Raw genomic sequence first — 12,287 nt, 5'->3', positions numbered from 1 at the left:
CATGGTGCTGTTCGTGCCGGTACCCTCGGTGGTGCTGGACCTGCTGTTGATCATCAACATCAGCCTGGCGCTGCTGATCCTGTTGGTGACCTTCTTTACCGAGTCGCCGCTCAACTTCTCCACGTTCCCGACCTTGTTGCTGCTGGCGACCATGTTCCGCCTGGCGCTGAATGTGTCGGCGACGCGCCTGATCCTCGATGGCGCCGATGCGGGCCGCGTCATCGCCGCGATCGGTTCGTTCGTGATCCGCGGCAACTATGTCGTCGGCATCGTCGTGTTCCTGATCCTGGTGGTCGTGCAGTACGTCGTGGTCACCACAGGCGCGCAGCGAGTCGCCGAGGTGGCAGCGCGCTTCACCCTGGACAGCATGCCCGGCAAGCAGATGAGCATCGACGCCGACATGAACATGGGGCTCATCGACGAGCACGAGGCGCGTCGCCGCCGCAAACAGATCGAGAAGGAAGCCAATTTCTACGGCGCGATGGACGGCGCGACCAAGTTCGTGAAAGGCGACGCCATCGCCGGCATCGTCATCGTGCTGATCAATATCGTCGGCGGCCTGGCGATCGGCATTGCGCAGATGGGGATGCCCTGGACGGAGGCGGTGCAGCGTTTCACCCTGCTGACCGTCGGCGACGGCATCGTCACGCAGATTCCCTCGCTTGTCATCGCGGTGGCGACCGGCATCATCATCACCCGCGCCGCTGCCGACGCGCGGCTGGGCGCTGAGATCCCGCGTCAGGTTCTGTCCAACCCGAAGGCCTTGCTTGTGGTCGGGGCGGCGTTGCTGCTGGTCCTCCTGCTGCCGGGCTTTCCCAAGTGGCCGGTGCTTCTGGTGCTGGCCGGCATCGCGGTACTGATAAGGTTCAGCCGCAACAAGGAACCCACGGCGGCGACCGAACCCGAAGAAGAAGCGGCCCCTGCCACGCATGATGATCTGCAGCAGGCGATGCGGGTCGAGCCGGTCGAGATCAGGCTGGGCGGTGCGGTGCATGACATGCTGTTGGGACCGGCCGGCGACTTCGCCGAGCGCATCGCCAATCTGCGCAAGCAGGTGGCGATGGACCTCGGGTTCGTGTTGCCGAAGGTGCAGACGAGCCTGCGCCCGGAGCTGGATGCCGGCGGTTACGAGTTCCATCTCGAAGGCAACCGGGTAGCGCATGGCGTCCTGTATCCGGAGCGGGTGCTGGCGATCAATCCCGGCGGCATCAAGACCAAGCTGGACGGGCTGGAAACGCGCGACCCGGCCTATGGTCTTCCTGCCCTTTGGATCCAGCCCGAACAGCGGCAGAGCGCGCGCGCCGCAGGCTACACGCTGGTGGAGCCGGACACCGTGCTGATCACCCATCTCAACGAGTTGGTGAAGACGCATAGTCCGGAGCTGCTCAGCCGCACCGAAACCGAGCGCCTGATGGCGCGGATGGGCGAACGCGGCACGGCGATGCTCAACGAACTGGTGCCCGCCGTACTCACCTACTCGGATATCCAGAAGACCCTGCAGATGCTGCTGCGCGAGCAGGTCAGCATTCGCAACCTCGAAGCGATCATCGAAGTGCTGCTCGATTGCGGCCGCACCATGAAAGCACCGGCCGAACTGGCTGAGCGCGTGCGCGAGCGACTGGGTGCGACCATCTGCCAGCGCTACGTGGATCCGCGTGGCGAACTGAATGTACTGACCCTGGAGCCGGGCATCGAGCGGGCCTTGATGGGCAACCAGCGGGCGACGGAGGGGCGTGCTTCTCTGTTCAACGACATGGCGGAGCTGGACGGCTTCGTGCGCCAGCTCTCGCGTTCGGCCGAAGCGATGATGGGACGGAGCCTGCAGCCGGTGCTGCTGTGCCCGTCGCCGCTGCGGCGTCCGTTGCGCGCCTTGATCCAGCGCTCATTGCCGCACGTGGCGGTGCTCGGACTGAACGAAATTCCCTCCACCACCATGGTCCGCTCGTTCGCGGCCGTGGGGACTTCCTTGCAGGCCGCCGCATGAGCGACGCGATCAATGCCATCAGCCGCAGCCTGAATGCGGATGTCGAAGGCCTCAATGCCATCAGTCGCAACGTGGCCAACATCAACACGCCCGGCTACCAGTCGGTTCGCGGCGTTCCGGATTTCGCTACCGTTTCCGGGGTGCGCGGTGCGCTGCAACTGAGCGACGGGCCATTGAAGGAGACCCAGCGCGGCCTCGATCTGGCCTTGCGCGGCAATGGCTTCTTCGTGGTGCAGGACGGAGAGCAGCGGGTGCTGACGCGGTCGGGCTCGTTCGTGCGTTCGGCGGACGGCATGCTGGTGACGCGCGACGGCATGCCGGTGCTCACCGACAGCGGCCCGTTGACGTTGCCGCAGGGCGACATCCGCGTGGAGCGCGACGGCGCGGTCTGGAGCGGTGACCAGTCGCTCGGCCGCCTGCTGCTCGTGGACGTCGCCGATGCCGGCCGGCTGGTGCCCGCGGCCGGTGGCTACCGTTACGACGGGGCGTTGCAGGACTGGAACGGCAGCGTCGAGCAGGGTGCGGTCGAGCAGTCGAACGTCGATGCCGCGGAGCAGACATTGCAGCTGATCGAACTGACGCGCCATGCCGAATCCGTGCAACGCGTCATCTCTCTCTACGACAAGGTGCTCGACGTGGGCATCAACCGCGTCGGCGACAACTAACAGGGCACTCTCATGATCGATGCGCTTTATATCTCCTCCAGTGGTCTGCGCAGCCAGCAGCAGCAGATCGACGTCATTTCCAACAATGTCGCCAACATGCAGACGCCTGGCTTCAAGCGCGGGCGGGTGAACTTCGCCGAAATCGCGAATGTGCCGATGGCCGGCGACAGCATCGACCAGGCGGCCATGTTGCATGGCGGCGGGACGCGGGTCATGTCCACGACCATGGAGTTTGGCGCGGGCGCGATGCAGCCCACCCGCAACACCCTGGACGTGGCCATCGACGGAAGCGGCTTCTTCGAACTCGAGAATGCCAATGGCGAACGTTTCTACACCCGCTCCGGCCAATTCCGGCTGGACGCACAAGGCTATCTGACGGCGGTCAACGGCATGCGGCTGGCGCCCGGCATCCAGGTCCCCAGCGGCGCGTCCGATCTGCTGATCTCCAGCGCGGGCGAGGTGAGTGCAACGCTGGAGGGAGCCCAGGAGCGCAGCGTGCTGGGTACCATCGATCTGGTGACCTTCGCCTCCACCGAAGGCTTGAGCGCCTACGGCGACAACGTGTTCCAGGCCAGCAGCCGTTCCGGGGAGCCGATCGTCGCCACGGCCGGCGTGGACGGCGCCGGCAAGCTGCAGCAGGGCTACCTGGAGTCCGCGAACGTCGACATGATCGACGAAATGACCGGGCTGGTGCTGGCGCAACGCGCGTACCAGTTGAACGCACGCGTGCTGCAGGCATCCGACCAGGTGCTGGAAACCATCAACAACCTGCGCCGATGATGATCCGTTTCGCGTTCCTGCTGTTGGCGGCGTGCCCGATGTGGGCGATCGCTGCGACGACGACCCTGGCGCCGGAGCGCCTGGTCGCGTGCGCCAGCGCCTATCTGCAAGGGTTGCCGTCGTCGGTGGCCGGGCAGTTGGAACTGGAACCGACCCCGCCTGCCGAATCGCATCTCGACGCCGATCCTGCCGCCGTCACTCTTGAGGCCGGCACGATCGCAGGCGCGTGGCCGCGGGCTCGGGTCGGCGTTCCGGTGCGGATCCTGGTCGAAGGTAAGACGCAGCAGACCAGGATGGTGTGGTTCTCGGCGAAATGGTGGGCGCAGGTGCCGGTCTATGCGGACCGCTACGCCAAGGGCACCGACTATGCATCGCTGACAACCCGATCCGCTCGCGTGAATGTCGCAGGTCTGACCGAGCGTGGCCCGGCCGTGACAGACGAGGCACTCGTGGCCCAGTTGCGTCTGCGCCGCGAAGTGCGCGCGGGCGACGTGCTGCTGGCATCGGATTTCCAGCAGCCGCGCACGGTGGAGCAGCGCGAGCGCGTGATGTTGCGGCTGACCCAGGGGGCGGTGGTGGTGCGCATGCCAGCACTGGCTATCGATGGCGGACAAACCGGCGAATTGATCGCCGTGGTGCCGGAGGGGGCGCACGCCTCCGTCAAGGCGCGCGTCGTGGCGCGAGGGGAGGTGGCGATTGAACGCTGATCGTGTGTGGTCCCGGGCATTGCCGCTGCTGCTGGCGTTCGGTATGGCGCATGCCGCCATCGCCCAGGAAAGCCTGATCAATCCCGATACCTACCGCGGCATCGCGTCGGACCGGCGTGCCTACCGGGTGGGTGACATCCTGACGGTCAATGTGCTGGAAGCCGCGCGTGCGCGCTCCAGCGCCGCGACCGATGCCGGATCGGACGTGCGGGTGAGCGGTACGGCGGGCAACAACGCCTATCGTGGCGCATTCGATGCGAGCCTGGCCGGCGGCACCAAGGGCAGCGGCGAAACCTCCCGCGTCGGCGAACTGCGGACCCAGCTGTCGGTGCGCGTCACCGCGGTGCTTCCCGATGGGTCGCTGGCGGTCGAGGGCGAGCAGTCGCTGACCATCAACAAGGAAGATCAGCACATCGTGCTGAGCGGTATCGTGCGACCCGACGATATCCTTTCGGACAATACGGTCTGGTCGCATCGCCTGGCCAACGCGCATGTGCAGTTCGACGGAAAGGGCGCGGTGGCGGAATCGCAGCGGCAGAGCATGGTGTATCGGGTGTTGAAATGGCTGAGGGTGCTATGAAATTCCTGCATCCGCTCGTGTTGCTTGTCGGTCTTTTCGCCGGTGCCGCCTCGGCGACCGAAAGCCATGAGGTCAAAGTCAAGGACGTGGCGCGTATCGCCGGGGTGCGAGAAAATCCGCTGACCGGCTATGGGCTGGTGTTCGGACTGTCCGGCTCCGGGGACTCGCCGCGCAACCGCGCGACGGTGCAGTCGGTCGCCAATACCCTGCGCAACTTCGGGGTGGCGGTCGAACTGAACGATCTATCCAGCCGCAATGTGGCGGCGGTGCTGGTGACGGCGAAATTGCCGGCATTCGCGGAGCCTGGCCAGCCGCTGGATGTGCAGGTGTCCTCTGCAGGGGATGCGCGCAGCCTGACCGGCGGCACGCTCATGCTGGCGCCGCTGTCGGGCCCGGACGGCAAGGTCTATGCGATCGCGCAGGGCGCGATTTCCGTCGGCGGCTACCAGTTCGAGGCTGTCACCGCTTCGGTGCAGAAGAACCATCCGACCGTGGGCTGGATTCCCTCGGGCGCGACCGTCGAACGCGCGGCGCCGCTGGACGTGGCCGGTCAGCCCGGCACGCTCAGCGTGCTGCTGGAAGAAGCCGATTTCACTACCGCCAACCACATCGCCGAAGCGATCACGCGCACGGTGCCGGGAGCGACCGCCACGGCGGAACACGCGGGCAAGGTGGTCGTCCGCTTCCGTGATGACGGCAATCGCGTCGCGCGGATCGCGCAGGTCGAGAACGTCCGCGTGGCGCGGGAGCGCCCGGCACGCGTGGTCATCAACGAGCGCACCGGCACCGTCGTGGCGGGAGGCGATATCCGGGTGGGGCAGGTCAGCATCTCGCATGGCGACCTGCGCGTGGAAATCGCGACGCACTACAGCGTCTCCCAGCCGGACGGCCTGCTGGTCCGCCCGAGTCCGGGCATTCGCAGCGTGCTGGTGCCCGAAAGCGAGATCAAGACAGAGGAGGGCGTCGCGCCGGTGGTGAAGATCGCCGAAGGTGCCACGGTTGCCGAACTGATCTCGGCGCTACGGGCGGTGAAGCTCTCCACCCGCGACGTGATCGCGGTACTTCAGTCCATCAAGTCGGCGGGCGCGCTCGACGGCGAACTGGTCATTCAATAGGACATGTCATGGCGCACGATCTGACCGTCGATGCCGTACGTACGGCATTGGGTGTGAGCAAACTGAAAGCGGAAGTCGCAGGCTGGAACATCGTCAATGCGTCCTCCGCCAACGCGACCCGCTTCGTCGTCGACGATACCGAGGCTAGCCGCCTGCTGGAAGCCGCGGCAGGTGCAACGCCGCAAGACGTTGCCGGGATGCTGCACGACCCGGCCAAGGGGCCCCTGGCCGTGGTGAACGAGCGCAACGATCTGCCGCAGGCCTCGCTGGACGAACTCGTCGCCGACTCCGTGTCGGCGGGCCTCAACTACCAGGCGCTGACCGAATCGCTGAGCCGGCATTTCGGTCTGATGCGCCTGGCAATCACCGGAAGGAGCTGAGATGGGCATCGATGCAATCCTGGAAGCAAGCCGTGCAGGCATGCAGAACGAACGGCTGCGGATGGATGAGGCGGGCCGTCACATTGCAGTGGCCAACCGCGCCCTCGACCCGAACCAACTGACCAAGGCCGGACCATCGTTCGCAACGCTGGTGGGACAGGACGAGGGTGTGTCCGCGGCACGCGAGCTCGGGACGCGGACGGTGTTGGATCCGAAGCATCCGATGGCCGACGCGAAGGGCATGGTGCATTACCCCGCGGTGGACATGGTCGGCGAAATGACCACGCTGATGACCGCCAGCCGCGGCTACGAGGCTAATGTCCGGTCGTTCAACGTGTTGCGCAGCATGGTACTGCGCGCACTGGAAATCGGAGGCAAATGACCATGTCGGCGATAGAAGCGGTGACATCGCTGCTGGCCCATGCCGGACCGGAAGCGTCCGTGGCGACATCGGCGCTGCAGCCTGCCGATTTCGGCCGCATCGTCGAGCAAGGCATGGCCAAGGTCGATCAGGCGCTGGGCGCAGCGGATCAGAACGTGCGCGAGTTGGCCGCCGGCCACGACATCGCGCCGCACGACCTGATGATCTCCCTGGAAGAGGCGCGCATGCACCTGATGTTGTTCTCGGAGGTGCGCAATCGACTGGTGGAAGGCTATCAAGAGCTTTCCAGGATGCAGCTGTAAGGACCCAGACACGTGGCGCTTCTGACCAATACCTATTCCGCCCTGAGCCCGACCCGCCGCCGAGGCCTGCTGCTTGGCGCGCTGGCGATCGTGCTGGTCACCGCCGGCGCGCTGTGGTGGGTGCTGTCCTCTCGCCAGGCGCTGTTGTTCGGGGACCTGAAGGAATCCGATGCCGCGGAGGTCTCTGCGGCCCTGGACGAGTGGAAGGTGCCGCATAGCTACACCGATGACGGCAACGGCATCCTGGTCGAGCAGTCCCAGGTGCATCCGTTGCGGATGCGCCTGGTATCGGCCGGCATTCCCAAGGGCGGACATGTCGGTTTCGAGCTGTTCGATCACAGCGAGTTGGGTGTGACCGAGTTCGCCCAGCGCATCAGCTATCAACGCGCGCTGCAGGGCGAGATCGAACGAACGATCGCGACCATTCCCGGTGTTCAGAACGTACGCGTGCATCTGTCGATCCGCCGCCCGGGCATGTTCCTGGCCGAGGATGGCGAGTCCAAGGCATCCGTTGCCGTTGCGCTTGCACCCGGCGCACGGCTGGATGCGCGGCAGGTGGCTGGCATCCGCAACCTGGTCGCCGCGGCGGTGGATGGCCTGAAGGCAGATTCGGTCATCGTCGTTGGTCCCTCCGGGTTGCAGCTCAGCGGCGGGGAGGCCGAAGGTGCAGATGCTGCCGGCGAGCGTGGCGGCGCCGCACGTACGCTCGCTGCACAATACGAGAGCGACATTCGCAAGCTGCTGGCCAACGCGCCCGGCGGCGAGAACGCTGCCGTCTCCGTCAACGTCCAGATGAACTTCGACAAGGTGCGCAAGACCAGCGAACGGGTGGTCGATGCGCCAGGCCAAGGGGCTGGCGCCGTCGTACGCCGGAGCGCAAGTTCGGACAAGGCGGCGGAGGGTGCCGGCAGTGGGCTGCTCAGCGAGCAGGTCGAGTATGCGCACGGAACAGACAAGGAAGAGGTGACGAAGGCGACGGGCAGGATCGAGCGCATCTCCGTCGCAGTCGTGTTGGCTGCGCCAGTCGACGCCGTGCAGCAACAACATCTGCAGCGCCTGGTCGCGGCGGCGGTCGGCGTCGATCCTACGCGCGGCGATGTCGTGGAAATCGGAGTGCTGCCTACACCTGCGCGGAGGTCCGCATCCGGAACCGCGCCTGTGCCTGTATCCCGGTCTGCCGTGCGGTCGTCGCCGCTGCAGGCGGGGGGCATTCCGATATTGGTTGCTGTCCTGATCGGCTCGGCCGGCCTCCTTGTCGGCCTCCTTGCGGGTTGGCTGATGGCCCGCCGTACCCGTTACCTGAGTCCCCGCGAGAGCGAGGCTGCCGCGACGCAGATCCGCGCCTGGCTGGCGGTGGCGCCGAAATGATCGCATCTGACCGGGTCAAAATGGCCGCATTGCTGGCGAGTGTGATGCAGCCGCGCACCAGGCGCGCATTGATCGCGTCGTTGCCGTTGGACGTGGCTGGGCGCATCGAGGCGGAAGCTGCGGTCGTACGCAAGCGGCGGTGGGATATTGGATCGTTGGTCGCGACGATCTGTGGCGGGCAAGCGCGCCAAGCGCCTGATCGCCGTGGTGAGATGGATCTGGATCGATTGGTGACGCTGTCGCGGACGCTGGACAGCGGTTCGTACAGCCGCCTGGTTGTCGCGCTCGGCATGGATGCGTCGGATTTCCTGTTCTCGTTGATCGACGCGCGCTTTGCGGAGCGGGTGCGCCGTGACATGCGCGAATGCCCCACCCTGGCGCCAGCGGTTCGCGAAGCGGTCGTAGCCGCAGCGCATCATCGCCTGGCAGAAGGAGCGCCGCAATGAAGCGCTCGACCTGGCAGGAAGGGGTGCATCAACCCTGGCACGCCGTACGTGCAGCAGCAATGGATGCGCCGCCGAGTCCGTCCGCGGAGGCATTGCTGCAGGAGGCGTTCGCCGCGGCGAGCGATCGCGGCTATCGGGAAGGCTGGGCTGCCGCACAGCAGGATGCCGCCGACGAAATTCAGCGCGAGATCGCCGCTGCCACCGAACAGCTGCGTGCCAGCGCTGACGAAGAGCGTGAACGGCTGACCCAGACGCGGCATCAGTTGGAGGCGCTCTTCGCCGGCCTGACACAGGCCATCGACGCGCAGGCCAATAGCGCGCAGGAAGTTGCGGTGGAAGTCAGCTATGCGGCGGTCGCGAAGGTGCTGGGCCAGCAGTACGCCAACCGAACTCTCATGCAGGCGATTTGTCAGCAGGCGGTACAGACCACAAAGCATCGTGTCGCTGCAGTTCGCCTCGCTCCACAAGACGCGGCGCTGGATCTGGCTGGCCTGTCGGTAGATGTGATTGCCGATTCGATGTTGTCAGCCGGGCAGTGCGTGATCGAGACGGCCGCGGGGCACTACCAGCTCGGGCTCGACGTCCGTCTGGAGGCGTTGAAGGTGGCGTTGCTTGCCGGCTTCGCCGCCCATGTGGCGGAGCGGGGCGCATCGTGAGCCTGTTGGCGCACCTGTTGGCGGAGGTCGAGCGGCAGCCCTACGTGCTGCGTCGCGGGCGGGTCTCAGCTTTCAATGGCCTGGTGATCGAGGCCGACGGTCCCGACGCCGGAGTTGGCGAGGTGTGCGAAATCGTCAGCGGCCGCCTCCATGAGCACGTGCGCGCGCAGGTGGTCGGGCTGAAAAACGGACGCACGCTGTTGCTGCCCTACGATGGCGTGGTGGGTCTGTCGGTGGGCGACGAAGTTCGCGCGACGGGCCGCACGCTTGATGTGCCGGTGGGTGTGGAGATGCTTGGGCGCGTGGTGGATGCCTTTTGTCAGCCCCTGGACGGGCTGGGCGCAATCCGTGAAGACGTGCGCTATCCATTGCACGCCGCTGCGCCGAATCCTCTGCACAGGCAGGAGATCGACCATGTCCTGGAAACCGGTGTGCGCGTGGTCGATGCGCTGCTGACCCTGGGCCGGGGGCAACGCATCGGCATCTTTGCCGGAAGCGGTGTCGGCAAGAGCTCCTTGCTCGGCATGTTGGCGCGTAATGTGCAGGCCGACGTCGTCGTCTTGGCACTGATCGGCGAGCGTGGTCGCGAGGTTGGTGACTTCGTGCGGCAATCGCTGGGCGCAGAGGGACTCAAGCGCAGCGTGGTGGTTGCGGCCACCGCCGATCAGCCGGCGTTGGTACGCACCCATGCCGTCCATGCCGCGCACGCGATCGCCGAGTTCTTCCGCGATCAGGGCAAGTCGGTGTTGCTCGTCGTGGATTCGATCACGCGCTTTGCGATGGCGCAGCGGGAAATCGGACTTGCGGTCGGTGAGCCTCCGACGTTCCGCGGCTATACGCCGTCGGTTTTTTCCTGGCTGCCCAAGATCGCCGAACGCTGCGGCAACCACGGCCGCGGCTCGATCACCGCGATCTACAGCGTGCTGGTGGAAGGCGACGACTTCAACGAGCCGGTGACCGACCATATGCGCGCGATCCTTGATGGGCACATCGTGCTGGACCGCGAGCTGGCCGCGCGTGGGCACTACCCCGCCATCAACGTGCTCGGCAGCGTCAGTCGCCTGATCGGTCGACTGGCGTCCGAGGACGAACTCTCTCTGGCTGCCCAGGTCCGGCGCTCGCTTGCTCTCTATGAAGCGTCGCGCGACATGATCGAGCTCGGGGCGCACCAGCGCGGGGTCAATGCCGAGCTCGATCAAGCCGTGGATGTCTGGGCCATGCTCGAGCGCGTGCTGCGGCAGCCGGCACAGACGGTATCGTCGCGTCCGGAGGCTCTTGAGCATTTCGCTGCTGCGCTGCGTCCCGCATCCTCGCGCGCGGAGGCCGGTCATGCAAGATAGACGGTTGCGGTCCTTGCAATCGCTCGCCAGGCTGCAGGCGCTGGGCAAGCGGAAGCAGGCGGACGCCTTGCGTTTGGCTGCTGCGAACGAGCATGGTGCGCGCTTGCGAAAAGTCGATGCAGAGAACTCCATCGCGTCCATCGCCGAGTGGAAGCGGAAGACTGACGCAGCGGGCGCATTGCACTTGGCTTTGTATGCGGAGGCCATCGTGGCCGAATCGCTTGCCCAGTCACATTGCGACGCGGCAGCGGAGGCGTTGCTGGCTGCGCAATCGGAGATGACGCTTGGTCAGCAGAAGTACCAGCGTGCGGCAGCTGCGCATGAAGCCGTGCAGCGTCGCGTCGATGCCGCACGGCGAAGTGCGTTGCTTGCGCGCGAGCGGGCCGCGCACGAGGAAAGCGTTGCCCTCTGGTTGAGCGCAAGAGGGATCGCATGAGCGTCCACGACGTACTGCCTGCCGCCCGCACGCCGCAGGACGCGGAACGGACGCCTGCGCGGGCGCGCGCGCATGGCGACCAGGACCGGAAGGATTTTCGCGATTGGGTGGAAAAGGATGTCCATCTGCCGGATCCCAAGCTGGTCCATCCGCAAGTGGAGGAAACGCTGAAGGCGCCCGCGGCATATGCCCCATTTCGTGCAGTCGCCGACCACGCGGTGGAAATCAGTGTGCTCTACGAATGGCAGGCCAATCCTGGTTACGCATTGTCCCAGTTGTCTCGGCTGCGGGGACTTGCCCCGATGCCTGTGTCACTGCAGGCAGCACAACAGATTGCCGCGCGGGCTGAATTGACACCATTCCGCACGCCAGAATCATTGCCCGCAGCGGCCGGCGCGCTGCGGGAAGCGGCTGCGCTTTCGGCAGCCGTGGTTGGAGCGTGCCCGGTGCGTGCCGCGCATCCGGCAGACGCTTCACCGGTTTCCGCGTCGGCTGATCGTGCGGCCGTGGCCTCGGCAACCGAACGCTGGAGCGATCGCTCCGTCAAGCGCGTGCTGGATACCGAGGGGACGATGACGATTTGGGTACGCGACTACCGCATGAGCGGCAGCGATACCGGCGTCCTTGTCGATGCCTTGCTGTCCGACACCGCGAACAGCGCGGCCCAACGGATCATGTTCAATGGCGCCGAAATCTGGCGCCGCCCCACGACGCGATAGGGAGACGGCAATGGCAATTGATGCAATCGGTGGCGTTGTCAACAATGGCAGCGCCAGTGCGCAGACCAGCAAGACCATCGACCAGGAGGGCTTCATCAAGCTGTTCCTGTCGCAGTTGCAGTTCCAGGATCCGCTGGAGCCCGTCGACAACCGCGAATTCCTGGCGCAGCTGGCGCAGTTCAGCAACCTGGAGCAATCGCGCCAGCTGAGCCTGAACATGGAAAGCATGCTGACCATGACGTCCTCCAGTCAGGCCTTGAGCTTGTTGAATCATGCGGTGGAAGTCTCCAAGGCGGACGGCACCACGGCGACGGGGTCGATCAAGGCCGTGCAATTCACTGCATCTGGTCCGGAGTTGACCGTCCAGACGACCGGCGCTGTCCTGACCGGCATCCGCCTGCCACAAATCTCCCTCGTGCGACCCTAA

16 protein-coding genes are annotated in these 12,287 nt (G+C 65.8%); all 16 read left to right on the top strand.

The window, feature by feature from the left end; translation table 11 throughout:
* Position 1: 1 nt before the first annotated feature.
* The 16 genes from SLW52_RS15820 to SLW52_RS15745 are packed head-to-tail and all read left to right on the top strand — an operon-like array spanning position 2 to position 12,287.
* Positions 2-1,984 carry a flagellar biosynthesis protein FlhA gene (locus tag SLW52_RS15820; protein WP_320740673.1) on the top strand — a complete coding sequence of 661 codons (1,983 nt, stop codon included), beginning with the start codon at positions 2-4 and terminating at the stop codon, positions 1,982-1,984.
* On the top strand, positions 1,981-2,649 hold the full coding sequence (locus tag SLW52_RS15815; protein ID WP_267126384.1) for a flagellar hook basal-body protein: 669 nt from the start codon (positions 1,981-1,983) through the stop codon (positions 2,647-2,649). Before SLW52_RS15820 ends, SLW52_RS15815 begins: the two co-directional genes overlap by 4 nt.
* Before the next feature lie 12 nt (positions 2,650-2,661).
* Positions 2,662-3,429: a flagellar hook-basal body complex protein gene (locus SLW52_RS15810; protein ID WP_295946593.1), complete on the top strand. Its 768-nt coding sequence runs from the start codon at positions 2,662-2,664 to the stop codon at positions 3,427-3,429.
* Complete coding sequence (locus SLW52_RS15805; protein ID WP_320740672.1) at positions 3,426-4,136, top strand: flagella basal body P-ring formation protein FlgA; 711 nt, start codon at positions 3,426-3,428, stop codon at positions 4,134-4,136. The genes SLW52_RS15810 and SLW52_RS15805 overlap by 4 nt, the downstream gene beginning before the upstream one ends.
* Positions 4,126-4,716, top strand: coding sequence for a flagellar basal body L-ring protein FlgH (locus tag SLW52_RS15800; protein ID WP_295946598.1), 591 nt, complete (start codon positions 4,126-4,128; stop codon positions 4,714-4,716). The genes SLW52_RS15805 and SLW52_RS15800 overlap by 11 nt, the downstream gene beginning before the upstream one ends.
* Positions 4,713-5,831, top strand: coding sequence for a flagellar basal body P-ring protein FlgI (locus tag SLW52_RS15795; protein WP_320740671.1), 1,119 nt, complete (start codon positions 4,713-4,715; stop codon positions 5,829-5,831). Before SLW52_RS15800 ends, SLW52_RS15795 begins: the two co-directional genes overlap by 4 nt.
* 8 nt (positions 5,832-5,839) lie before the next feature.
* A complete protein-coding gene (locus tag SLW52_RS15790; protein WP_320740670.1) occupies positions 5,840-6,211 on the top strand; it encodes a hypothetical protein in 372 nt (123 codons plus the stop codon).
* A 1-nt stretch (position 6,212) separates the two neighbouring features.
* On the top strand, positions 6,213-6,593 hold the full coding sequence (locus SLW52_RS15785) for a flagellar basal body rod C-terminal domain-containing protein (RefSeq protein WP_267123477.1): 381 nt from the start codon (positions 6,213-6,215) through the stop codon (positions 6,591-6,593).
* Positions 6,590-6,895, top strand: a complete 306-nt coding sequence (locus SLW52_RS15780) for a flagellar hook-basal body complex protein FliE (RefSeq protein ID WP_320740669.1) — start codon at positions 6,590-6,592, stop codon at positions 6,893-6,895. The genes SLW52_RS15785 and SLW52_RS15780 overlap by 4 nt, the downstream gene beginning before the upstream one ends.
* Before the next feature lie 12 nt (positions 6,896-6,907).
* Positions 6,908-8,263 (top strand): flagellar basal-body MS-ring/collar protein FliF, encoded by a 1,356-nt coding sequence (gene fliF / locus SLW52_RS15775; protein WP_320740668.1) that lies wholly within the window; start codon positions 6,908-6,910, stop codon positions 8,261-8,263.
* Positions 8,260-8,709: a hypothetical protein gene (locus tag SLW52_RS15770; RefSeq protein WP_320740667.1), complete on the top strand. Its 450-nt coding sequence runs from the start codon at positions 8,260-8,262 to the stop codon at positions 8,707-8,709. Before fliF ends, SLW52_RS15770 begins: the two co-directional genes overlap by 4 nt.
* Positions 8,706-9,365, top strand: a complete 660-nt coding sequence (locus SLW52_RS15765; RefSeq protein ID WP_320740666.1) for a hypothetical protein — start codon at positions 8,706-8,708, stop codon at positions 9,363-9,365. The genes SLW52_RS15770 and SLW52_RS15765 overlap by 4 nt, the downstream gene beginning before the upstream one ends.
* Entirely contained in the window at positions 9,362-10,705 is a 1,344-nt protein-coding gene (locus SLW52_RS15760; RefSeq protein WP_320740665.1) for a FliI/YscN family ATPase, read from the top strand. The genes SLW52_RS15765 and SLW52_RS15760 overlap by 4 nt, the downstream gene beginning before the upstream one ends.
* 13 nt (positions 10,706-10,718) lie before the next feature.
* A complete protein-coding gene (locus SLW52_RS15755; RefSeq protein ID WP_267123483.1) occupies positions 10,719-11,141 on the top strand; it encodes a hypothetical protein in 423 nt (140 codons plus the stop codon).
* Positions 11,138-11,860 carry a hypothetical protein gene (locus tag SLW52_RS15750; RefSeq protein ID WP_267123484.1) on the top strand — a complete coding sequence of 241 codons (723 nt, stop codon included), beginning with the start codon at positions 11,138-11,140 and terminating at the stop codon, positions 11,858-11,860. The genes SLW52_RS15755 and SLW52_RS15750 overlap by 4 nt, the downstream gene beginning before the upstream one ends.
* Positions 11,772-12,287: a flagellar hook capping FlgD N-terminal domain-containing protein gene (locus SLW52_RS15745; protein WP_319019498.1), complete on the top strand. Its 516-nt coding sequence runs from the start codon at positions 11,772-11,774 to the stop codon at positions 12,285-12,287. The genes SLW52_RS15750 and SLW52_RS15745 overlap by 89 nt, the downstream gene beginning before the upstream one ends.

Source organism: Xanthomonas sp. LF02-5 (assembly GCF_034105325.1).
GTDB classification, from domain to species: Bacteria; Pseudomonadota; Gammaproteobacteria; order Xanthomonadales; family Xanthomonadaceae; genus Xanthomonas_A; species Xanthomonas_A sontii.
The sequence above is the reverse complement of the archived record's forward strand: the minus strand, read 5'-3'. Positions and strand labels throughout refer to the sequence as shown.